Source organism: Jidongwangia harbinensis (assembly GCF_020216025.1).
GTDB lineage: Bacteria > Actinomycetota > Actinomycetes > Mycobacteriales > Micromonosporaceae > Actinoplanes > Actinoplanes harbinensis.
On sequence record NZ_JAIWNC010000019.1, the window covers coordinates 19704 to 42619 of the forward strand.

The 22916-nt window shown below is 72.8% G+C and carries 16 protein-coding genes; 5 read left to right on the forward strand and 11 right to left on the reverse strand.

Annotation, left to right across the window (positions count from 1 at the left end; genetic code table 11):
- The first annotated feature begins 608 nt into the window (after positions 1–608).
- Complete coding sequence (locus LDL48_RS23010; RefSeq protein ID WP_225257276.1) at positions 609–2984, forward strand: hypothetical protein; 2376 nt, start codon at positions 609–611, stop codon at positions 2982–2984.
- 37 nt (positions 2985–3021) lie between these two features.
- Here LDL48_RS23010 and LDL48_RS23015 read toward each other — a convergent pair whose 3' ends face one another.
- The 4 genes from LDL48_RS23015 to LDL48_RS23030 form a co-directional block, all read right to left on the reverse strand.
- Positions 3022–3894 carry an aldo/keto reductase gene (locus LDL48_RS23015; RefSeq protein ID WP_225257277.1) on the reverse strand — a complete coding sequence of 291 codons (873 nt, stop codon included), beginning with the start codon at positions 3892–3894 and terminating at the stop codon, positions 3022–3024.
- A 32-nt stretch (positions 3895–3926) separates the two neighbouring features.
- Positions 3927–5054, reverse strand: coding sequence for an AAA family ATPase (locus LDL48_RS23020; protein ID WP_225257278.1), 1128 nt, complete (start codon positions 5052–5054; stop codon positions 3927–3929).
- Positions 5044–5826, reverse strand: a complete 783-nt coding sequence (locus tag LDL48_RS23025; RefSeq protein ID WP_225257279.1) for an RNA ligase family protein — start codon at positions 5824–5826, stop codon at positions 5044–5046. Before LDL48_RS23025 ends, LDL48_RS23020 begins: the two co-directional genes overlap by 11 nt.
- Positions 5827–6365: 539 nt before the next feature.
- A complete protein-coding gene (locus tag LDL48_RS23030) occupies positions 6366–6707 on the reverse strand; it encodes a M23 family metallopeptidase (RefSeq protein WP_225257280.1) in 342 nt (113 codons plus the stop codon).
- 118 nt (positions 6708–6825) lie between these two features.
- Between LDL48_RS23030 and LDL48_RS23035 the strand changes: the two genes are divergently transcribed.
- From LDL48_RS23035 to LDL48_RS23050, 4 genes are all read left to right on the forward strand, one after another.
- On the forward strand, positions 6826–8934 hold the full coding sequence (locus LDL48_RS23035) for a fascin domain-containing protein (protein ID WP_225257281.1): 2109 nt from the start codon (positions 6826–6828) through the stop codon (positions 8932–8934).
- Positions 8935–9016: 82 nt separating this feature from the next.
- Positions 9017–9535: a SigE family RNA polymerase sigma factor gene (locus LDL48_RS23040; protein WP_225257282.1), complete on the forward strand. Its 519-nt coding sequence runs from the start codon at positions 9017–9019 to the stop codon at positions 9533–9535.
- Positions 9516–10118 carry a LytR C-terminal domain-containing protein gene (locus LDL48_RS23045; RefSeq protein ID WP_225257283.1) on the forward strand — a complete coding sequence of 201 codons (603 nt, stop codon included), beginning with the start codon at positions 9516–9518 and terminating at the stop codon, positions 10116–10118. Before LDL48_RS23040 ends, LDL48_RS23045 begins: the two co-directional genes overlap by 20 nt.
- Positions 10119–10289: 171 nt before the next feature.
- The gene (locus tag LDL48_RS23050; protein WP_225257284.1) at positions 10290–11153 is read left to right on the forward strand and encodes an alpha/beta fold hydrolase; all 864 of its coding nucleotides are present in this window, start codon (positions 10290–10292) and stop codon (positions 11151–11153) included.
- Positions 11154–11180: 27 nt separating this feature from the next.
- On the opposite strand, the gene LDL48_RS23055 is transcribed toward LDL48_RS23050, so the two are convergent.
- The 7 genes from LDL48_RS23055 to LDL48_RS23085 all read right to left on the reverse strand — a co-directional run bounded on the left by LDL48_RS23055 (position 11181) and on the right by LDL48_RS23085 (position 22852).
- Positions 11181–12008, reverse strand: a complete 828-nt coding sequence (locus tag LDL48_RS23055) for a hypothetical protein (RefSeq protein ID WP_225257285.1) — start codon at positions 12006–12008, stop codon at positions 11181–11183.
- Positions 12009–12019: 11 nt separating this feature from the next.
- Positions 12020–15949, reverse strand: a complete 3930-nt coding sequence (fxsT, locus tag LDL48_RS23060) for an FxSxx-COOH system tetratricopeptide repeat protein (RefSeq protein ID WP_225257286.1) — start codon at positions 15947–15949, stop codon at positions 12020–12022.
- The gene (locus LDL48_RS23065) at positions 15946–16992 is read right to left on the reverse strand and encodes a hypothetical protein (RefSeq protein ID WP_225257287.1); all 1047 of its coding nucleotides are present in this window, start codon (positions 16990–16992) and stop codon (positions 15946–15948) included. The genes fxsT and LDL48_RS23065 overlap by 4 nt, the downstream gene beginning before the upstream one ends.
- 115 nt (positions 16993–17107) lie before the next feature.
- Positions 17108–17899, reverse strand: a complete 792-nt coding sequence (locus LDL48_RS23070; RefSeq protein WP_225257288.1) for an AAC(3) family N-acetyltransferase — start codon at positions 17897–17899, stop codon at positions 17108–17110.
- Complete coding sequence (locus LDL48_RS23075) at positions 17896–20208, reverse strand: FxsB family cyclophane-forming radical SAM/SPASM peptide maturase (protein ID WP_225257289.1); 2313 nt, start codon at positions 20206–20208, stop codon at positions 17896–17898. The genes LDL48_RS23070 and LDL48_RS23075 overlap by 4 nt, the downstream gene beginning before the upstream one ends.
- On the reverse strand, positions 20208–20381 hold the full coding sequence (gene fxsA / locus LDL48_RS23080) for an FxSxx-COOH cyclophane-containing RiPP peptide (RefSeq protein WP_225257290.1): 174 nt from the start codon (positions 20379–20381) through the stop codon (positions 20208–20210). Before fxsA ends, LDL48_RS23075 begins: the two co-directional genes overlap by 1 nt.
- A 281-nt stretch (positions 20382–20662) precedes the next feature.
- Entirely contained in the window at positions 20663–22852 is a 2190-nt protein-coding gene (locus LDL48_RS23085; protein WP_225257291.1) for an alpha/beta hydrolase, read from the reverse strand.
- Between the last annotated feature and the right edge of the window lie 64 nt (positions 22853–22916).

Consider the following 22916-nt stretch of genomic DNA (forward strand, 5'->3'; position numbering starts at 1 on the left):
CACTACACCTCGCGGAGGACCCCGCTACGCGAGTTCTCACTTGCCCTAATCGGGACGCGGCGTGGTGTTGGGGCTACCCAGCACCGCGCCGGTTCGGCCGCTGTTCGGCGTTCCCCCGAGTCGCCGGCCAGGCCCGCCCTACGTCAGGGGGAAGGTCCCGGCATCGACCGGCCCGTCGTCAGGATTCGTTGTCATGCATGAAGTAGAAACCGTCCGGGGAGGTGTCGCGGAAGCAGAAGCTGATGGCGTCGTAGTGTCGACGGTATTCGGTGCGGACCGTCGTGCATTCGGCCGGAGTGAGAAACGGATCGACCGTCCGAGAGGTCTAGCACGGAAATGCACGGGACTTGCAGCGTCGATCAGGCCCCGGGCGGGTGTAGTCGTTCTGGTCCGATGGAAAATATGCGTGGTCGGCGACTTGCTCGCTGGTGTCGGCCCAACCGACGACGCAAATCTCGGCAGCACTCTACAAATCCACCACCGCGGAAGCGGCGCGATGCTGGTACCCGCCGTCCTCCCGGGAGAACCGGGCCGGCGTTCGTCCCGGGTGTGGGCATGATGGCGCCGCACCACTTCGCAGCGCCGCCCGGGGCTGGGAGCATCGACGCATGTCGGAGGAGCGCCGCGAGCAGCGCCGGGGCCGGGCCGCGGGACTGGCGGTCCTCGCCACGGTGGCCGGGATCGCGATCGGTCTCGCGACCGAGATGGCGGGTAGCCACCTGCCGGACATCGACGGCCGGGTGCTCTGGACGGTCCTGACGGTTCTCGTTGCCATCGTCGTCGCCGTGGTCGTCGCGCAGCATCGACCCCGACGCCGCCGACGGGGGCGGCTGGGCCGGCGGGTGCGGGACCTGACCGCCGCGCAGTTGGAGGTCCATGATCCGGTGGACGTGCCGGGGGTGACGTTGCCGGACCAGACCAGCTACGTGCCCCGGGCCCACGACGAGCGCCTGGCGGCGGTGGTGCGGCAGGCGGCGGGCGGCGCGAGCCGGATGGTGACCCTCGTCGGTGACTCCTCCACGGGCAAGACCCGCGCCTGTCGCGAGGCGGTGCGGAAGTTGCCGAGGCGCTGGCGGCTGTGGCATCCCCTCGACCCGTCCCGTCCGGACGCGTTGCTGGAGTCGCTGGCCGAGGTGCGCCCGTACACCGTGGTGTGGATCAATGACGCGCACCACTACCTGGCCACCGCCGACCCGGAGGTAGGTGAGCGGGTCGCCGCCGGGCTCCGCACGCTGCTGGCCGACGAGGGGCGCGCGCCAGTGCTGATCCTGGCCACGCTGTGGCCCGGGTTCCGGGCCCAGCTCACCGCCACGCCGCCGGACGGGCGGCCCGATCCGCACGCCCAGGCCCGTCAGCTGCTGGTCGGCACCGAGGTCACCGTGCCGTCCGCGTTCACCGGCGCGGACCTCGCCGGCGTGCGGGCCGCCGCCGCCCATGATCGGCGGTTGGCGCTCGCGGTGGCCGAGGCGGAGGCGGGTCGGGTCGCCCAGTACCTGGCCGGCGTGCCGGAGCTGTTGCTCCGGTACCGGACCGCGCCGGCCGGTGCGCGGGCGGTGCTGGACGCGGCGATCGACCTGCGCCGCCTCGGACATCCCGTCCACCTGCCCGGCCCGCTGCTGCGGGCGGCCGCCCGCGTCTACCTGTCCGAGGTGGACCACACCGAGCTGCTTCGGGTGCACGGTGCGGGCTGGTTCGACCACGTCGTCGAGGGGCTCGGCCGTACCCAGCACGGGATTCCCGGACCGCTGGTCCGCGTCCCGGCCGACGGTGCGGTGGTGCGGCTGGCCGACGCGATCGATCAGGCCGGCCGCATCGACCGTGCCGAGGTCTACCCGCCCGCGCCGTTCTGGGAGGCGGTCGCGGCCGCCGTCACCGACGCCACCTTGCTCACCGCGTTCGGCCAACAGGCCGAGCGCCGCGGCCGGTACGGACGCGCCACCCAGCTCTACAAGCTTGCCGCCGACCGCGGCGATGCCGGTGCGCTGCGGCTCCTGGGCGCCCTGCGGGAACGCGCCTGGGACATCGCCGGCGCCGAGGAGCTGTACCGGCAGGGCGTGGACCGCGGTGACATCCGCGCGCTGTACGACCTGGCCGCGCTGCGGGAACGGGCCTGGGACACGGCCGGCGCCGAAGGGCTGTACCGGCAGGCCGTGGACCGCGGTGACACCCGCGCGTGGTACTACCTGGCCAAGCTGCGGGAGCGGGCCGGGGACATCGCCGGCGCCGAAGGGCTGTACCGGCAGGCCGTCGACCGCGGCGACGCCGGGGCGCTGCGGCGCCTGGACGCACCGCGGCTGCTGGCCGCGCTGCGGGAGCGGGCCGGGGACATCGCCGGCGCCGAGGCGCTGTACTGGCAGGCCGCCGACCACGGCGATCTCCTCGCGCTGCCCAGGCTGGCCGCGCTGCGGATGCGGGCCGGGGACACCGCCGGGGCTCAAGCGGTGTACCGGCAGGCCGCCGACCGTGGCGACAGCGGCGCGCTGCGGCACCGGGCCGCGCTGCGTCTCCTGGCCGGGGACATCGCCGGTGCCGAGGCGGTGTACCGGCGGATGGCCGAACTCGGCGACACCAGCGCGCTGCACGACCTGGCCGGGCTGCGGAAGGAGGCCGGGGACGCCGCCGGTGCCGAGGCGCTGTACTGGCAGGCCGCCGACCGTGGTGACACCAGCGCCCTGCACCGCCTGGCCGAGATGCGCGAGCACGGCGGTGACCTCGCCGGCGCCGAAGGGCTGTACCGGCAGGCCATCGACCGCGGCGACACCGGCGCCCTGCAACGCCTGGCGAAGCGGCGGAAACGGGCCGGGGACGCCGCCGGTGCCGAGGCGCTGTACCGGCGGGCGGTCGACCGCGGTAACACCGGTGCGCTGAATTCCGTGGCAGATCTGCGGGAGGACGCCGGGGACACGGCCGTCGCCGACCGGATGCGGAGGTTCGGGCTGACCGAGTCGGGGGAGGTCGCGACCGCCCTGGACTTCGGCTCGTAGCCGCACCGCGGTGCCGTCGGACCCGTCGGCACGGAGGTCACTCGCCGCTGTCTCCGGTGCCCAGCGCCCCGATCCCCGGCAGCCGGAGCAGATCGCCCGCTTGCAGATTCTCGGCCAGGTGGGCGGCGCTGCTGGTGCCCGGGATGGCGAGTACGTGCGGCCCGCGGCTCAGGGTCCAGGCGATCCGGGCCTGCGCCGGTGAGACTCCAGCGCTGCGGGCGAAGGCGACCACGGCGTCGCTCTCGGACACACCCCCGCGCTCGCGGCCCGGACCGGCGAGGGCGAAGAACGGTACGAACGCGATGTTCCTGGCGTGGCAGGCGCGCAGAATCTCGTCGTTGACCCGGCCGAAGTCGATGCCGTACCGATTCTGTAGGGCGACGACCGGTGCGATCGTCTCGGCCTCGGCGAGGTGGGAGGGCCGGACGTTGGAGATGCCCAGATGCCGGATCAGGCCGGCTTGACGCAGCTCCGCCAGGGCACCGAAGTGTTCGGCGATCGAGTCGAGCCCGTGCTGACGCAGATAGACGAGATCCAGGTGGTCGCGGCCGAGCGCTCGGAGATTCGCCTCGACCTGGCCGCGCAGTTGATCCGGCCGGGCGAGGCCGTCGGGGGTGGGGCCGACCTTCGTGGCGATGACCAGATCCGCCGGGTACGGTGCCAGCGCACGCCGGATGACGTCGTTCGCCCAGCCGAGCGCCGCGAAGTCGTGCTCCTCATGACCCGGTTCGGCGTAGGTGGGATAGAACGCCGCGGTGTCGATGTGGTTGATACCGGAATCCACGGCCCGGCGCAGCAGCGCGGCGGCCCGGTCGCGGTCTCGCCCGAGACGTTTGGCGCCGAGTCCGATCCGGTTGACCGTCAGATCTCCGAGAAGGTACGTACCGCCGGGTGCTGGACCGGAACGCATGCGCCCGACCCTAGGCCAACCGCCGCGGGACGTCACGCCGTCCGGACCGCGTGTGCCTCGGTCAGATCCGGAGACTCCCATTTGCCGATCAGGCGGTCGACGACCGACTCCGGTACCGGCGCCGGCCGGCCGGCGTTCTGCCGCCGTAGGGTGTCCGGTGGCACCTCCAGCGCCATGACCTCCACCCGGGCGTGATAGGCCGCGCCCAGGCCGATGCACAGCTCGCGGTGCTGCCGCGAGATGTTGGTGGCGTTCCAGACGAAATCACGGCGTGCCCGCAGGTGCTCGCGTGCCTCCTCGTGCGCGGCCGCGGCGACGGCACGCTGGCCGTCGGTCGGTTTGACGCCCAGGCGGGCGCGGATCGCGTCCAGGCTGACCACCGGCCGGTCGCCCGCGTGTGCCGCCACCCAGGTGTCCTTGCCGGCGCCGGGGAGTCCGGACAGGACGGTCATCGTGAGGCGGGTATCGTCGTAGGCGGCGTAGCGCGGGTCGCGGCCCGGCGTGCGGAAGTACTGGAACCGGGCGTGGTCGGACGCGAACGGCCAGGGCCGGTCGAGCACACCGAGGTCGGCGCAGTACTCGCGGAACAGGTCGATGTTCTCCCGTACCTCGTCGCGGTCGCCGCAGATCCGGCCGGTGATGTCCGCGTCGGCCAGCATCGCCAGGTCCCGGTTGCGGGCCAGCAGGCTCACCCGCAGCACGATCTGCTCCAGGTCCGGCCGTTCCAGCGCCCAGAACGGCACCTGATGATGCCGGACCAGCGCGGCCACGTACTCGCGCCAGGGACGGGGCGCGGCCAGCTCCCACAGGATCCGGCGCACGCTCAGGTCGCCGCGCCGGGAGTGGCCGTGCGCGGTGATCCGGCCGTCGGGATCGGCGCGGGTGCAGTCCGGCTTGGCCACGTCGTGCAGCAGCACCGCCGCGAACAGCCGGGCCCGGTCGGCCGGCGGCAGTTCCCGCCAGCCGGCGTGTGCGGCCAGCGCCTCCGCCGCCATCCGGGTGTGCGTGGCCACGTCACCCTCGCCGTGGTGCACCGGGTCCTGCGGCACGCCGCGCAGCCGGCGGATCCAGCCGAACTCGTCCTCGATCCGCGGCCACGGCACGGTCCAGGACGGCGCTGCCGGACACAGCTCCGCGAAGATCGTCCAGTCAGATCGCATCCATCACCGCCGGGGTCGCGAGCCGGTTCGGCACGATCGGCCGGTCCGCCCAGTGCGAGCCGGAATCGAGGACGGCCTGCTGAAACCCGGCCCGTACCCACTTGTAGCGGCCGGCCACCCGCCCGCCGGCCTCGTCCTTGACGTACAGGCCCTCCATGTCGTCGCCGGAGTCGCTCTCCGCGAGCGCCCGGTCCGGGTCGACGCCGGCCTTGGCGGCGGCCGCGCGCAGCGACTCCCGCCAGGCCGGCGTCCGCACGGTGGACGGCCCGGCCAGGCCGGTCAGCTCACCGAGCGTGGCGAACGCGCCGGCCCGCAGCACCGGAACGCTCACCACTGGCGTACCGGCCAGCATCGCCCGGCGCGACGGGGTGTCCAGGAACGCGCCGGTCCGCCGGTCCAGGACGTCGAACTCGCAGAAGTAGTGCGGCAGCGCGTCGTAGTAGACCGTGTGCTTGGCGTACAGCCATTCGCCGTACAGCACGTACCGGTCGCCGAGAACCGGCCACAGCGTCGGCGCGATCAGGTTCGCCCAGGACTTGAGCGGCGCGAACTGGCGCTCCCGCGGGCCGCCGGTCAGGTAGTGGCCGCGGGACTGCAGCCGCAACTCGCCGCGGCCGGCGAAGCTGATCGCGGCGTTGGCGCCGTCCAGCTTCTCCTCGACGACCAGGTGCCGCCCCGCGAGCTCGGCGAACGGCGTCTGTGACAGGTCCTCGTCGCCCGGCTGCAGGCGGGAGCCGGCGAGGTGCGGCGTCCGAGGATACTTTCTGATCACGTGCCGTTTGTACCGGTGCGCGACCGTGCGGACCACCGAATATGCGTTACCCGCCGGGGCCGGCGACGGTCAGTACCACCAGGAGACGGGCGGGGAGGCCCGGTCGGCGCGTGCACGGGCGTTCAGGTACCCACCGGGCACCTTCCGGCGGTCGGTCCGCAACCGTTGCTGGGCCCCGCGCAGAGTTTCGAGGGCCACCCGGTTGTCCGCCGCGGCTGGTGTTCTCGACCCGCACGGACCGCAATCGCGATGCGGCGAAGGTCTTGGCGTACGCGAGGTCGGGCTGGTCCCAGGCACCGAACCGCCAGCCGGACCGGCCCGGTGTCTGCGCGGGCCGCGGTTCGTGGTGCGCCGGCGTCTGCGTGGCGTCCGGCCGGGTGCGAACGAACGTGGCGTCGGGCCAGCCGGGCGCGAAGGTGGCGTCCGACGTCATCGGCGGCTCGGGATCCCGTCGCGAACCGTCGTCCGGGGCCGGCCGAGGCATCCCGCGCGCCCGCTTCCGAGCGTCGCCGCCGAATCCAGTCCATCAGGCATTCCCATCAGCCACCGCAGCGTTGCTGTCCCTGGTGGACCACCTCGCCCACCGACACCGGCGGCGCCGAGATCAGGTGCAGGTAGCGCGTCTGCCAGCCGCCGCCGTGGTCGATCAGGACGGGTTCGTCGTTGCTCGGGCCACCTACTTTGATCAGATCGAGGCCGTGGGAGTGGGGAGCGTGGTCGCCGTGGGTACTCGCCCGCCATTCCTGACCACACCCGAACGGCAGCCGGAACAGCGGCCGTGGACCCGCCGCGCGGGTGACGTCCGGCGCCACACCCACGGATGCGCCGCCCGCCACGGTCGCGATGAGCACCGCGCTGAACGCGGCGGTCCGTCTCCGCATGGTCAACCCCCGTCGATGCGTCGGAGACTCCTGTCTAGGGGGTGGCCGGTTGTCTTGCTTCCGCCTGATCCGTTTGGACAATTGATCAGACAGAGCTGGACAACTCACGGGGGTGGGCATGCCGCGGCCTGAGCGCGCGCTGGGCGAAACCGGTGACCCGCTCATCGAGTTCGCGGCCGGGCTGCGAAGACTCCGCGAGAAGGCAGGAAATCCGTCGTACCGGTCGCTGTCCGGCACGGCCAACTTCTCCGCGGCGACGCTCGCGGCGGCCGCGTCCGGCCGCAAGCTGCCGACGCTGCAGGTGACGCGGGCGTACGTCCGGGCCTGCCACGGTGATGTCGCGGAGTGGGAGGGCCGCTGGCACGCGCTCGCCCGGGCGGGTCGCCCCGACCCGGTGGCACCGGTGGAGGGCACCGCGCCGTACGCGGGACTGGCGCCTTTCCAGCAGGATGACGCCGCGTTGTTCTTCGGACGGAGTGTGCTCGTCGCGGATCTCGTGCGACGGGTGTCGGAACGCCGGTTGATCGCGGTGTTCGGGCCGTCGGGCGTCGGCAAGTCCTCGCTGGTGCGGGCCGGGCTGATGGCCGCGATGCCGGGCCCGGCGGTGTTGCTGGTGCCGGGAGAGAACCCGCTGACGGACCTCGCGCTGGAGCTGGCCGCCCTGGCCCGGCTCCCGGCGGGTGCGGTGCTGGACGACCTGGCCGGGGACCCGTCGCACGCCGAGCTGGTGGCGCGACAGGCGTTGCCGGCCGACTCGGCCGAGTTGCTGCTGGTGGTCGACCAGTTCGAGAACGTGTTCGCGGCGTCCATCTCGGACCGTGAGCGGGTCGCCTTCGTCGGTGCTCTGGTGGCGCTGAGCCGGGCCGGGAGCCGGACCCGGGTGGTCCTCGCGGTACGCGCGGACCACTACGCGCGGTTCGTGGAGTTCCCCGATCTGCTCGCCGAGATGCGGGACGGGCACCTGCTGGTCGGCGGGATGAGCCCGGCCGACCTGCGCGAGGCCGTCGTGAAACCGGCGGACCGGGTCGGGGTCCGGGTCGAGGGCGCCCTGGTCTCGGAGATCGTGGCCGAGGTGGCCGGCCGGCCCGGTGCGCTTCCGCTGGCCTCGCACGCCCTGCTCGAGGCGTGGCGGCGGCGTCGCGGCACGACGATCACGCTGGACGGCTACCGGGCGGCGGGCGGGGTCGACGGTGCGGTCGCGGCGACCGCCGAGGGCATCTACCACGGTCTGGACGACGCCGAGCGCATCGCGGTCCGCCGGTTGCTGCTCCGGATGATCGACCTCGACGACCTGGCCGGGGTGCGGGGCCGGCGGGTGCCGCGGTCACAGATCAACTCGGCGGATCTGGTGGACCGCCTGGTGGACGCGCGGTTGCTCACCACCGACCACGGCAGCGTGGAGCTGGCGCACGAGTCACTGATGCGGGCGTGGCCGCGGTTGCGGCTGTGGGTGGACCAGGACCGCGCGACGTTGCGCGCGCATCGGCAGCTCGCGGATTCCGCGGCCGTCTGGCAGGAACTCGGGTACGACCAGGGCACGCTCTACCGGGGCAACCGGCTGGCGCAGACCCGGCAGTGGACCGCGTCGCCGTCGTGGCGGTCGGCGCTGAGCCCGCTGGAGCGCCGGTTCGTCGACGAGAGCATCCGTCAGGAGGCGGCCGAGAATGCCCGGCAGAGCCGCCGCTGGGTCCGCCGGCGCTGGCTGTCCACCCTTCTGGTCGGCATGCTGACGCTGGTCACCGTGGCCGGCGGCGCGTCGACGATCGACCCGCTGTACTGCGAGCGGGGGGCCGTGGGGCTGCTCGACGTGCGTACCGGCCGGCTGGTCGCCGCGGAGGACGGCTATCAGGGGCTGGACGCGGGAGCGTTGCGGGCCAGGACGTCCGCCGACACGTACGGCACCTGGGAGCAGTTCCAGACGTGCCGTCTCCCGCGGGAGCCGGGAAGCTTCCTGCTGCGCGGGTTCGCCGCGCGCAAGCGCTTCGTGTCGACCCGGCCGCGGACGCCGGGCGACGCGGTGCTGCGGCTGTCCGCGGCGACCAAGGGGCCGTACGAATGGCTGGTTGCCGTCCCGGCCGCCGGCGGCGAGGTCATGCTGTTCTCGATCGGCCGCAACCGGTACGTGTCGGTGCGCCGCGGCGGGAAGCCCCGGTACACGGGTCTGCTGGAGGCGACCACCTCGTCGACCGCGGACGCCGCCAGATTCCGCATCACGCCCCTGCCGTGAGCCCCGGCATGGCCGGCGGATGCAACCGGATCGTCGGGTGCGGTGTGTTCTTCAGTGTGCAAGGACAGCGGGAGCGGAAACCATGACCGGCGGCGGCAGCGCCGACTTCGACGCCTTCTACGTTGCGACGGTCCGGCGCATCGTGCTGTACCTCTACGCCGTCTCCAGCGACCGGTCCGAGGCACAGGACATCGCCCAGGAGGCGTTCGCGCGGGCCTGGCAGCACTGGCCCAAGGTCAGTCGGTACGACGATCCCGAGGCCTGGGTCCGGACGGTCGCCTGGCGGCTGATGGCCAACCGGTGGCGCGGTCTGCGGCGCCGGCTCACCGCCCAGGACCGCCTGGGCCCGACGGTCGAGGCGACCGCCGGACCGTCCCCGGACCGGGTGGCCGTGATGGCCGCGTTGCAGCAACTGCCGAAGCCGCAGCGGCAGGTCATCGCGTTGCACTACCTGCTGGACATGCCGGTCGCCGGTATCGCGGCGAGCATCGGCGTCCCGGTGGGCACGGTCAAGGCGCGACTTTCCCGGGCACGAACCACTCTCGCCGGGCTGCTCGGCGAGCACGATCAGGAGGTCGATGATGTCTCGTCCCGTTCATGAGCGGCTCCGGCAGTTGGAGGCCGAGGTCCAGCACCTGCCCGTCCTGCCGGCCGCCGCGATCCGCGCCCGCGGCGGGCGCCGACGGCGCCGGCGGGCCACCGGCGTGCTGGTGGGCACCGCAATGGTGGCGACCGCGGCCGGGCTCACGGCACCGAGCGCCCTGGACCGGTTGTCCCCGGACCGGACGGCCGCGGCCGGTCCCGCCGCGAGCTGCGTTCTCACCCCACCGCCGGATCCGGCCGCGGTGCGGGTCCGGGTGCGGAACGGCGGGGCGGACGCCCGGCTGGGCGACCTGACGTCGGCCGGCCTGCGGGAACGCGGCTTCACCGTGCTCACCGACAGCGGCGCCGGGAACCCGTCCCCGGGTCCGACGACCCTCTACTACGGCCCCGCGGCGATCGGCGCGGCCACCCTGCTGCGCGCGGTGCTGATCGGCGACGCCGCCATGCGGTTCGATCCGGGCCGCACGGACGACGCCGTCGACCTGGCGCTGGGCACCACCGCCGTCCGTCTCGCCACCAGCACGGAGGTCAACCAGGCGCTGCTCGCCGCCGGTCCGCCGTCCGCGCCGCCGGAGTGCTGACGCACCCGCGCAGGCGGTCCCACCGGCGGCGGTCGGTGGACGGGGGGGGCGAGACCCGCACGGCCGTTCTCACTTCGGTGATTTCCGGGCCGGCGCGCGTCGTGACGATTACCATCGATACACGCCTTCCGTCGAAACTGGACCGGTGCTTCGGGGATGAGGAATGCCTTGGTGACACGGGTTGACGTCGGTGTCGGAGCCAGGGTTCTCGCGGTGCAGGTGGCGGGCTCGTCGGACGGCGCTCCGGTCTTCCTGCTCCACGGCACCCCGGGGTCGGGCAGCGGACCCCGTCCCCGGAGCAGCATGCTCTACCGGCTGGGCATCCGGCTGATCAGCTACGACCGGCCGGGGTACGGCGGCTCCACCCGGTCGCCGAACCGGCGGGTGGTCGACGCCGCCACGGACGTACGGGCCATCGCCGATCGGCTGGGCATCGAGCGGTTCGCCGTGGTGGGCCGGTCCGGCGGCGGCCCGCACGCGCTGGCCTGCGCCGCGGTGCTGCCGCACCGGGTGGACCGGGCGGCGGTGCTGGTCGGGCTCGCACCCTGGGGCGCGGCCGATCTCAACTGGTACGAGGGCATGGCCGACGCGAACGCCCGCAAGCACGTCACCGCCGACCGGGGCACCGCCGACCAGATGCACGAGTTGCGGGCCCTGGCCGAGCAGACCGCCGCCGACCCGGAGAGCCTGATCGAGGACCTGTTGGCGCAGATGTCCGGGCCGGACCTGCAGATGATGCAGAGCGTGCTGTACCGGCGGATGCTGGTGAAGAGCTACGCCGACGCGCTCCGGGCCGGCCCGTACGGCTGGCTCGACGACATCCTGGCCTTCCGCCGCGGATGGGGGTTCGCGCTCGACACGATCGTCCGGCCGGTCCGGCTCTGGCACGGCGCGCACGACACGTTCTCGCCGGTCAGCCACAGCCGGTGGCTGGCACAGCGGATCCCGCGTTCGGAGGTGCACGTGCAGCACGACGCGGCGCACTTCGGCGCCATCGAGGCGCTCCCCCGGATTCTCGCCTGGCTCACGGCCTGAGCCGGCCGGCCGGCGCGGCCCGCCTCGTCATGTCCCGGTGCCGGCAGCCGGCCGGGGCTGCGCCTGGGTGGTGAAGGCCTCCAGCTCGGCGCAGAGCTGCACCAGATGGTCGACGCTGTGCAGGTGGTTGATCGCGGCGTCGCGCAGCCGGTTCGCCCGGTCGGTGGTGGGCGGTCCCTGGGCGAATTCCTGGCATCCCGCCGCCATGGTCTGCCGCTGGTGCCGCAGCGCGGCCTCGAGGTCGTTCCAGAGCCGTTCGAACCGGGCCTGCTCGGCGGTCCGCTCGCCGTTGCGGACGCGCTCGCCGAACAGCGCCCGGAGCTGGTTGCCGTCGATCCGCAGCGGGGTCACCACGCGCTCGTAGAACAGCCACTGGTGGCCGTCCATCTGGGCCTGCAGAAGGTGGGCCGACTCGAGCGCGCGGTCCGGGTCGGCGAGGCCGCCGTTGACCACCCGCGCGGCCGCCACGAAGGCATTCGTACTGGCCGCCACCTCTTCCACCAGGTTCTGCACGTAGTCGCTGGTGGTACGGACGGAGGCGGTCAATTGCTCCAGCGCGGCGGCGTACCTCACCTGCAGCCGGACCCGCTCGAGTTCCATCACCTGGTACTCGGCCAGCCGGGTGATGATCACCAGGGCGACCGGGAGCGCGACCATGCCGCAGATCAACTCGGCCAGGATGTTCGTGGTGAACTGCAGGCCGCCCCACCAGTTCCGCGCGTCGGCGACGACGGACAGGGTGACCGCGACGAACCCGATGCTCCACACCCAGTAGGCGAACCGGCGCAGGACCGGCGGTGCGGTCCGCCACGCCGACACGACCAGCGACGGGATGGTGCTCTCCGAGTTCGTCATGGGCGTCCGTCCTAGAACTGGTGCGGGTCGATGATCCGGTACAGGTACCGGCGACGGTCCAGCCCGTTGACGATCGGATGCGTCTCGCCCAGCCGCAGGATGACCCGTTCGCGCAGCGCGGCGAGCCGGTCGTCCACCGCGTCGGCGCCCAGGGCGTCCTCGACCAGGGCGAGGTTGGCCTCGAACCGGAACGTGTTCGGGTGCTCCGGGCCGAACACCCGGCGGACGCCGTCGGCGATGCCCAGCAGCGCCTCCCGCGCGGTCGCCGGCCCGGTCCCGCCCTCGGACGGATCGGCCTCGCAGATCGCGAGGTTCATCTGCGCGGAGAGCGTGTACGGGTGTTCCGGCCCCAGCACGTCGGACAGGCTCTCCACGGTCGGCCTGATCCAGTCCCGGGCGTCGCTGAACCGGCCGAGGCGACGGTCCGCGATCGCCAGGTCGTTCATGCAGACCAGCGTGTACGGGTGCCGGTCGCCGAGCCGGCGCTTCCAGAACGCCTGGATGGCGAGCAGCTCGGCGATCGCCTGATCGCCTTCGCCCGCACTGAGCAGGGTGAGCGCGAGACTGAAGCGGCAGCTCACCGTCTCCGGGTTGTCGGAGCCGAAGAGCTCCAGGAGCCGGGCGTACGCCTCCTGGTGCAGTTGCAGGGCCTCGTCGATCCGGCCGAGGCTGCGCAGCGAGACCGCGTAGTTCGACTTGGTGGTGAGCGTCGACCGGGAGTCCGGGCCGCGGGTGTGGACCAGGTGGTCCAGGGTCTGCTTCAACAGCGCGGCGGAGCGGTCGAAGTCGCCCGCGTCGCGCCAGTCCCGGGCCAGGCAGGCGGCCGTGCCGAGGGTCCAGAGGTTGGTCTCCCCGTTCACCTCCTGGCGCCGCTCCCAGGCCTCCCGGTCGTGCTCGCCGGCTTCCCGGAACAACCCCATCAGCCGGTACGACACCGCGAGGTTGTTGCGGGCCGCAAGGGTGCGGGTGTTGTCCTCCCCGTACAGGTCCTGCCAGGCGCTGTAGGTCTCGATGTCGAGCTGGAGCGCCTCCGGGTAGCGGCCCAGACCCCGCAGGTCGGCCGCGTAGCTGCCCCGGGTCATCAGGGTGTGCGGATGATCCGGCCCGAGCAGGCGCACCTGCTCGGCCAGCACCTGCTCGTCCAGCTGCCGGGAGAGTTCGAACTCGCCCAGGTCGCGCAGCAGGTTGGCGAGGTTGAAGCGGAGCTGGAGCAGCTGCCGGAGCAGGACCGCGGCCGCCACCGGGTCGGTGGTGTCGGCCAGCTGCCGCTCCCAGATCCGGGCGACCCGTTCGGCCCGGTCGCGCCCGGTCACCGGGTCGGCCTGGACGTAGTAGTAGCGGACCCGGTCGATGAGCAGCTGGCGCACCGGCTCCTCGGTGCTGTGCACCGCGTCCGAGGCGTCCAGGTGCGGCCAGAGCAGGCGGAACCGGGCCCAGTGCTGCGGGTCGTCGACGTCGCCCTCCGGCCGGGCCCGGGCGAGTACCTGGTGCACCTGCAGCCGGGCCTGGGCGAGTTCCTCCTCGGTCATCCGGTCCCGGACGACGTTCTGTACCACCCGGTGGATCAGGATCCGGCCGCTGCGGTCGCCGTCGCCGGAGGAGGCGGGCCGCTGGTCCAGCCGCAGCAGCGCCAGCCGGTTGATCTGCTGGACCAGGGAGCCGCGCAGCAACCGCTCGGACAGGGCCGGGTTGTACGGCTTCAGGTACTCCGCCATCTGGTCGCTGAAGATCAGGTCGAGCGGGATCTCCGGGGCCAGCACGCTGCACAGCTGGAAGAGCCGGTACGCCGCGTGGTCCCGTTCCCGGAGCCGGGTCAGCGAGAGGTCCCAGGTCCGGGCGATCGGCCGGTCGGTCATGGCGGTGAGGACGGCGCTCGGCCCCTCCTCCTGGATGAGCTGGAGGTACTCGGTGACCGAGGTGTGCGTCTCGTGCAGCCAGGCGGCGGCCGCGGCGACCGCGATCGGCAGGTCGGCGAGCTGCTCGGCGACCAGGCCGGCGTCCTTGCGGTCGATCGTGCCGACCCGCTGCACCAGGTGCTCGATGCTCTCGTCGCGGGTGAAGACGTCGACCTCGAGCGGCTGGGTCTGCTCGCCCCACGCCTTGTTCCGGGAGGTGATCAGTACGTGGCCGGGGCCGTGCGGCAGGTAGGTGCGTACCGCCTCGGGCTCGTCCGCGTTGTCCAGGATCAGCAGCCAGCGCCGCTTGTCCCGGCTGAGTTCCTGGACGACCGCGCGCGCGTAGTCCGGCCCGGACTGCTCGGACTGCAGGTTCAGCCGGGCGCCGAGGTCGCGCAGCGAGCCCTGCAGGCTTTCCTCGGTGTCCGCGTTCAGCCACGCCACCACGTCGTAGGCGGCGCGGTAGCGGTACGCGTACTCCAGCGCCATCTGGGTCTTGCCGACGCCGCCCATGCCCTGCAGGGCGACCGCCTGGGTGCCGAAGAGCACGACGGCCGTGCCGGAGCGGAGCTGGTCCCGGACGGCGCGCAGGCCGGTCTCCCGTCCGGTGAAGCGGGCGTTGCGGGCCGGCAGGTTCACCACCAGGTCCGGCTCGTCACCGGGGTAGCGGGGCGCGCCGGCCAGCAGGACGTCCAGGTCACCGGCGGGCCGGCCGACGAGTTCCAGGATCCGCGCCGCCGCGGTGGCGGCGCCGAGCCCGGCGATGAACGCCGAGTTGGCGGTGGGGATGCGGCGCCACGGGGTGATGTCGGCCGTGTAGATCGCCCGCAGCTCCGGCTCCCCGGTCGGAGTACCCGGCGCGCCGGAGAAGGCGGACACTCCCTCCGCCCGCGAGATGATCTTCAGGTGCTGCGCGTCGGCCGACGGCACGTCCGTCCCGTCGCCGCTCTCGGCGAGCGCGCGCACGACCCGGAAGCCGCCGTTGGACAGGACGTGCTCCACCCATTCCAGCCACACCTGGTCGATGCCGGCGGCGGAGAGCAGCACCACGTCGGTCTCGGAGAACGGTTTGCGCTCGAACCGGGCGATGAACTGGGCGCGCAGGTTCGGGCTCATCGGCGGCAGGGCGGTGACCCGTCCGCCGGTGATCTGGGTGGCCAGCGACTCGTACGCCCGCAGCAGCGTGCCACTGGCGCCCGGTGCGTCGCCGAACGTCGCCAGCACCTCTTCGTAGGCGTAGTACGCCTGGTACGGCACCTCGACTCCGTGCCAGTACGCCCGCCGCCCGTCCTCGTCGAGACCGCTCGGCAGGTCGGCGAACTCCCGCATCGCGACGGTCCGCCCGGTCTCCGCCTTCCGCTTCTCGGCCGGGTCCACGCGCATCGGCACCGGCAGGACCCGGATGTCGCGGGGACTGTGCAGCTGCCGGGCCATCCGGGCCGCGCCCTCGATGCCCTGACCGCTGAACGTGAAGCAGTCCACCAGCACGTCCGGCAGGTGGCTCGTGCAGATGCCGGCGATGTCGCTGTGCCCGGTCCGGCTGTCGATCAGCGTGAAGTCGTACCGGTCCTTCATGTCGGCGCGCATCGCGTCGAAGAAGCGCCCGCCGCTGCCGTCACCGTTCTGGTAGAAGTCGTCCCAGTTGATGTTGCTGAGCACGCCCTCGTACACCGGGTTCTGCTGGCCCGCGGAGAGGAAGTCCAGCGTGCCGCCCTCCGGGAAGTGGTCCCAGTCCAGCGAGAACGAGTACTGCTGCACGCTGGCGTAGCCGCCGGCCTGGGCCGGGTCCCACTCCGGCTTGGAGGAGTCCCACTCGTACAGGTTGATCATGTCGACCACGCCGCGGGTGCTGGCCAGGAAGCCCGGGTCCATGAAGGGCTGGAAGAACCGGTGCAGGCCGGGCGACTCGAGGTCCCAGTCGACCGCGAGCACCCGGTAACCGTTCGCCGCCAGGATCCAGGCGACGTTGGCCAGCGCCATGGTCCGGCCCGTCCCACCCTTGTACGAGTAGAACGTGACGACCTGTCCGTCGCGGCCCCTGGTCATCGCAAGTCCTCCCACGGTCTGCTGGTCTGCCGGTTACGAAGGAAGTTGCGGCGGGCCTTGGTGACCGCCTCGTCGATGGCCCGCTGGAACTCCCGGGCGTCGCGGGCGACCTGGACGCCGTTCGGCGCCATCGACCGCGCCTCGGCGGCCAGATCGTGCGCGCGGGCGGCGTGGTCGTCGTGGTCCGGCCCGATCACCATGACCACGGTCATCCACGGCGGCATGGTGCGCAGGAACCGTTCGGCCGCCGGGCGGTTCACCGGGTCGTCGAGCACCGCGGCGTCGAGCAGCAGTACGCCCGCGGACTCGTGGAACCCGTTGACCGCCGACGGCGCCGCGGTACCCAGCACGATCTCGGGCAGCAGGGACAGCCGCTGCGCGGCGTCCCGGGCCCGCTCGGTCACCGATCCGGGGCCGAACGGGGTCCAGTCCGGATCCCGCAGGCTGGACTGGACCACGGTGATCAGGAACCGCGCCTCGGGTACCCGCGGCGGCATCGGCAGCTCGGGCCGGCCGCGCAGCCAGGCCGGCATCCGGTCCGGGTTCTCGGCCGCGGCGACCAGCCGGTCGGCGAGCTCGTCGACGATCCGCCGCAGCTCCACCGTGTACGCGTTGAGCCGGCAGATCGAGGCCATGCCGCACTCCAGGTACTCCTGGACGGAGCTGCCCAGCGAGGTGGCCTGGGCGAGACCGTTCACCCGGCGGGCCGGCAGGTGCGGCTCCCAGAGCACGGGGTGCACGAACGGCGGCTCGGCCGGGTCGCCGAGGCGGTGCAGCCGGTCGCCGAAGTCGGGCGGCGGGTCGTGCAGGAACTCCCGGGTGTAGAGCGGGACCAGCACGCGTACCCGGGGCAGTCCGATGTCGAGCGCCCGGCGCGCCTCGCCCGCCGTGGGGAAGTAGAGCGACCCGGCGCGCAGGCCGGGCATCGGCGCGGCACGGCTCTGCACTTCGAGGTCGAGCCGGTGATAGAAGGACTCGACCCACTGGTTCGGGGTCGAGGTGCGCGCGTGGATCAGCGCGAAGTAGAGATCGGGCGCGGGCACGATCGGCTCTCCTCAGCGCGCATGTCCACTTGATCCCCGCTTCTGTTCGGTCGTGCCGGGAGGTTCAGCGTAGTTGCCCGACTCCACTCTGTCATCGACGAGCTTTCCCGCCGGCTCACCGGTTCGCCGCGAACCACTCCCGGGCGCGATCCACCGCGGGCACCATTGGCAGGAGGTGCGCCTCGGCGTCGCCCACCCGCCCGGTGACGGCCCAGGAGTGCCGCAGAAGGTCGTCGCCGGCCTCGCCGAAGTCGCTGTCGTCCAGCTTCCGGGCCGGGAACCGGGCCAGGGCCCGCCGGCCGTCCCGCATCACGAAGCAGGAGTACTCCGTGGTGGGCGCGGGCCCGTCGAGGCGGTACTCGGCGAGGTGCAGAGCCGTGCACTTCGCGGTACCGACGCCGAGCATCAGGATGGTGGCGCGGCGCCGGTAGAGCACGCCCAGCGGGGACCGTTCGCCCAGATGACAGTCGAGGTCGTGGGTCCGGACCACCTCGGCGGCGGCCGGTCCCAGCGCGGCGAAGGACGTCTGCGGATGCCGGCTGCGCAGCGCGCCCGGGTGCGAGCGGACGTGCTCGGCGAGGCCGCCCACGCCGTACGACGGCGTGCGGTCCGGATCGAAGCCCGGCATGCCGTCGGTGTACCGGGCGCGCTCGGCATCGGTCATGCCGGCCGTGGCTGCCCGGTACACCGGGCTGGTCAGCGAATTGTTCGGGGTCTGCGCCGGCACCACGACCGTGCCGGCCGGGCCGGACACCTCACGGATCGCGGCGAGCAGGGTGGCCGCGCCGCCGTCGATCCAGCCGATCCGGCGCATCGAGCAGTGCACCAGCAGGATGCCGCCGCGCGGGACGCCGAGGGTGGTCAGATCCGCGACGAGTTCGTCGCGGGTGGCGGTCCGGCCGGTCACGACTTCCAGGATCGCACGGTGGCGGCCAGCCGGTCGACGAAGTCCGTCCCCAGTGGGGTGAGCGCGTCCGTGCCGCGCAGCGCGGCGATGGCGTCGGTCGTCCAGCGGTGGTACATCGCGAACAGGTCGGCCGCCCGCGGGTCGGTGCGCGCCCGCAGCCGCCACACGTCGGCCACCGCGGCGTGCGCGTAGACGCCCTGCAGGGCCGCCTCGACCGGCCTGGGCTCGGGTTTCCAGCCCACCGTGAGCTGTGCGTCCGAGTCGCGGTCGTGCAGGTCGTAGAGGTCGAGCAGCGCGCCCAGCTTGGCGTGCTGGAATTCGTGCACCAGCAGGACCGCCAGCTCGGCCGGGCCGACCTGGGTGGCGGCCAGGGCACCGAACGCGTCCATCGCGGTGGCCGCCCGCTGCTTCCCCGCCGGGTCCGGCGCCAACGGCATGATCACCTGCAGTCCGGTACGCAGCGCCGGGGCGTACCCGGGCAACTCGGCACCGATCAGGCGCCACGCCTCGGTCAGCGCGTCCCGCCACCGGCCGACGGCGTGCTCGTCCAGCCGGTCCGCCGGTGTCCAGCCGTGGCAGTCCCGGGCCGGGTCGCCGTCCTCGATCCGGACCCGCCAGCCGTCCAGTGTGATCCACCGGGCGGGTTGCCAGGCCGCGGTGGTGCCCGGCTGGGCGAGGTCGACCGTGATCGTCCGGTGCCCCGGCCCGGTGAGCCACAGCTTGCCCCGGTCCACGGTGATCCGGGCAGCCGCCGTCACCGCCTCCGGCCAGTAGAGCGTGCCGACCGTGGGCAGGGCGACGACGCCCCGGTCGATCCGTACCCCGGTCTCCAACCGCACGTCCGCGTGCACCGCCGCGGCGGCGGCGAGACCACCCAGGTAGGGCATCCCGGCCGGGTCGTCCGCGCGGAGGACGCCGACGGCCCAGGCCCGGACGTACGGGTGGGCCAGCACCCGGCGCACCGCGTCCGGATGCTCGGCCTCCACCTCGGCGAGCGCCGCCCAGCCGGAGGTCGGACCGTGCTGATCGATCGTCGCGGACACCAGGGCCCGGGTGACGGACCGCTGCTGCTCGGCCAGCCAGCCGATGGTCGCCTCGTCGCCGAAGCCCGAGGCGATCTGGCTGATCACGTCGGCCGTACTGATCTCTTCCGGCTTGACGCTCGCGTGGTGCACGCTTCGCTCGTCGGCCGTACGGTCGATCAGAACGCGCAGGTCGGGGCAGTAGACCGAGGGATTGTCGAAGCCGTGGCCGGTGCGGTAGCGGTGGGCGTAGAGGCCGCCGGCGCACTGCCGGACCACCGGGCAGGACTGGCAGACGGCGTTGAGGTTCCGCAGGCCGTGCTGCCGTACCGCGATCGGCCGGAGCCGGGAGACGTCGTCGACCGGGTGGGTGAGCACGCTCAGGCCGGTGGCCGGGGCGCCGTCGTAGGCGGTCTTCACCGAGTCGGCCTGTTCGTACCGGCCGTCGGTCTCGATGACCGCCAGGTCGACGGCGTCCGCGCCGAGCTGTTCGCTGCCGCTCGGCCCGCCCTGAGCGGTGGAGTACAGGCCGTCGAAGAGGCGGATCCGCATCGGACGGCCGTCGGCGAGCCAGCGCCGGTGGATCGCGGAGAGCCAGTCCGCGTACGGCGTGTGGCTGCCGTCCGGCCGGTCCGGCGGACTGTCCCACGTGGCGTGCGGCAGAAGGAAGTCGACCTGCGGCGGACGCTCGGCGAGGAGCGCCGCGTAGACCCGTTCGGGTGAGTTCCGCACGTCGACGGTGCAGAGGATGCCGGCGTACAGCTCGCGGTACTCCGGCCGCCGCAGCAACGCCAGCGCGGCGCGGACCTGGTCGTAGCTGCCCGCGCCGTTCGCGAACCGCCGGTGCCGGTCGTTGGCCGCCCGGTCGCCGTCGAGCGAGACGCCCACCCGTACGCCGTGCCGCTTGAGCACGTCACCCATCTCGGGGTTGAAGCGCACGCCGTTTGTCTGCATCATCAAGGTGAGCCGGGTGACCGCTTCGATCGGCGCCCGGACCTGGGAGATGAGCTCGTCCATCCGGGCCGGCCCGAGCAGCAGCGGCTCACCACCGTGGAGGACGACCCGGACGCGGGTCAGGTGCCAGGCCTCGGCGTGCTCGGCGATCCGCCGGGCGGCGGCCAGCGCGACGGCCGGCGTCATGATCTTGGGCTTCGTCCGCCAGCTCTGATCGGCGTGTTCGTAGACGTAGCAGTGGTCGCACGAAAGGTCGCACCGGCCGTGCACCTTCAGAACGAACTGGCTCAGCGGATGGGCTTCGCCGGCCGCACCGCCCGCCCGGCCGGGCATCAGTGTGCTGACTGGAATGCGGCGACGTCCAGCCGCCGGAGCAGGGCCTGCTTGTCCACGATCCGGCGCACCACGCGATCGGTGTGCTCGGCCCGGATCTCCCGCAGCGGGGTCTTGTTGATGATGGCCAGCGGCCCGACCAGGTTGTCCATGGTCGCGACTTCGGTGTTCACGATATCTCCAGGTCGTATCAGGTTCGAGTCTCGCGCTGGCCGTGCTGTCGAATAACGACAGCTGAGCCGGTTGGGTTTCGGTCTGCGGGCTCGTGTGACGGCGGCCGACTCGCGCCGACACGAATGCTGCCGGAGCCTGCGCCACCCGTCATCGTCCCACACTCCTTCCAACCTGAAGCTCAGGTTGCGAGGAATCAGGCGCCGATGATACGGAACGAAGGAGATGGGCGGAATGGACCGAAGGCCCGCGCTTTCCCGGAGGACGGGTGACCCGGCGCGGGCTACCCCGCCTCCGACCGGAACAGGCGCGGCGCGAAGTCGATGAGGTTCTTCTGCCACGCGTCCCAGCCGTGCGGGCCCTCGGTGACTCCGGCGAACTCGTACCGGATGCCCAGGCGGTCGAACGCCGCCATGGTGGCCATCGTGAACGGGTACACGAAGTCGGTCACGTTGCCGACGTACACCCGCAGCATCGTCGTGCCGTTGTTGATGGCGGTCGCGTCGTAGCCGGTCGGGTCGACCCCGCTGCCGGGCGTGCCGATCGCCGCGGAGAACGTGCCGATGTAGGCGAACTCGCCGGGGTGCTTCTTGAGCACGTCGTACGTCTGGAATCCGCCCATCGACAGGCCGGCGAGCGCCTTCCGCGCCGGATCGTCGGCGATGTGGAACTCGGCGCGAGCCGCCGGAACGATGTTCTCGCGCAGTTCCCTGGCGAAGTCGGGGACGTTGCCGTTGCCCATCACGACCACCATCGGGACGAGATTGCCGTCGCGGAAGTGATTGTCCAGGATCTGCCTGGCGCGGCCCATCTCGAGCCAGTCGGTGTAGTTCTGACCGCCGCCGTGCTGCAGGTAGAGCACCGGGTACGGCTCCGCCCGGCGCGGGTCGTAGCCGGGTGGCGTCCACACGTACGCCGAACGCTGCTGCCCGGCCACGGTGCTCTGATAGGTGAGCGTCTCGACCGTGCCGCCCTGGCCGGGCGGGACGTCGGCGAGCAGGCGTGACCGCTGTCCGGGCACGAGGAACGTGCTCCACGTCGGTTCCGTGGTGATGCTCGTCGGGTTCGCGGTGTCCTTCTTGGAGACCCGGTCGACGATGAACTTGTAGTAGTAGAACCACGGCTTGAGTGGTCCCACGGTGCCCCGCCACCGGTCGCCGACGCGGGTCAGCGGGACGTTGACCCAGCTGCCGCCGGGCGCCCAGTTGCCCCAGAGCGTGACGCGCCGGGCGTCGGTGAACTCGGCGCCGGTCTCGACCGTGACGAAGGTGTCCCCGTTGGCGAGCCTGGTGAGCCACGGCGTCGGGGTCGTGCCGGGGGCCGGCGGGGAGAACGCGTGGCGCAGCGGCAGGTGGCCGGCGCTCGGGCCGTGGCGCGGCGCGGCGCGGAAGAGCCGGGGCACGAAGTCGGCCAGGTTCTCCTGCCAGGCCGTCCAGTTGTGGCCGGCATCGGGATTGACCCCGTCGAACTGGTGCCGGACGCCGGCCCGGTCGAGCTTCCGCAGCAACCGGTAGGTGGGGTTGTACGCGGGGTCGGTCACGTTCCCGGTGTACAGCCGCAGCAGCCGGGTGCCGGCGTTGACCGCCCGGGCGTCGATCTTGGGGCCGCCGTCCGGGTACGCACCGGCGAACGACCCGACGTAGGCGAACCGGCCCGGCCGGGTCAACGCGAGCTGCAGGGCCTGCACGCCGCCGGACGACGCGCCGGCCAGCGCCCGGTGCGCGGGGTCGCGGGCCACCCGGTACCGGTCGTGGACGGCCCGCATGAGGTGGGTCAGCCCGGGCTCGGCGTCGGTGGCGTCGCTGTCGCCCATCACGACCACCATCGGTTCCATCCGGCGCTGGACGGAGAGGTTGTCCAGGATCTGCCGGGCGCGTCCGAGCTCGGTCCAGTCGGCGTGTCCGCCGCCCGCGCCGTGCCGCAGGTAGAGCACCGGGTACGGCCGTGCGCGGCGGGTGTCGTACCCCGGTGGGGTCCACACGTTCGCCGCCCCGCCCGGGTAGGCGATGGTCTCGACCGTTCCGCCCCGGCCGGCGGGGACGTCGGCGAGCAGACGAGCCGAGTCGCCCGGGATCAGGATGGTGCGCCAGGTCGGGTCGGAGGTGACCGTCGCGGGGTTGGTGGGATCTCCGACGATCTTGGTGTCGTCACCCCGGAGCCGGTAGTGGTACAACCCGGCCGGCAGCGGGCCGATCACCGACGTCCAGGCGTCACCCGAGCGTCCGAGGCCGAGGTCCGCCACGTTCGCGGACGGGCCGAAGTTCCCCTCGACGACCACCGACGACACGGTGCCCATGGCGTTCTCGAGGTCGGCCGCCGGGATCCGGAACGACGCGAAACCCTCCGACACGGTGAGCCAGGGAGCCGCTGCCGCCACTGCCGCCGGTGGTGTCCCGGTCAGCGCGGTCGCGCTGCTCAGGACTGCGGTGACGAGCACCGCCACGAACCGCAGGCGGCGGGAAGTGGACGTCATTCGAACTCCTCCTTGGGCCCCGTGACAGCCGGGCGTCCACGGCCGGGAAGATCGGCCTCCGTTG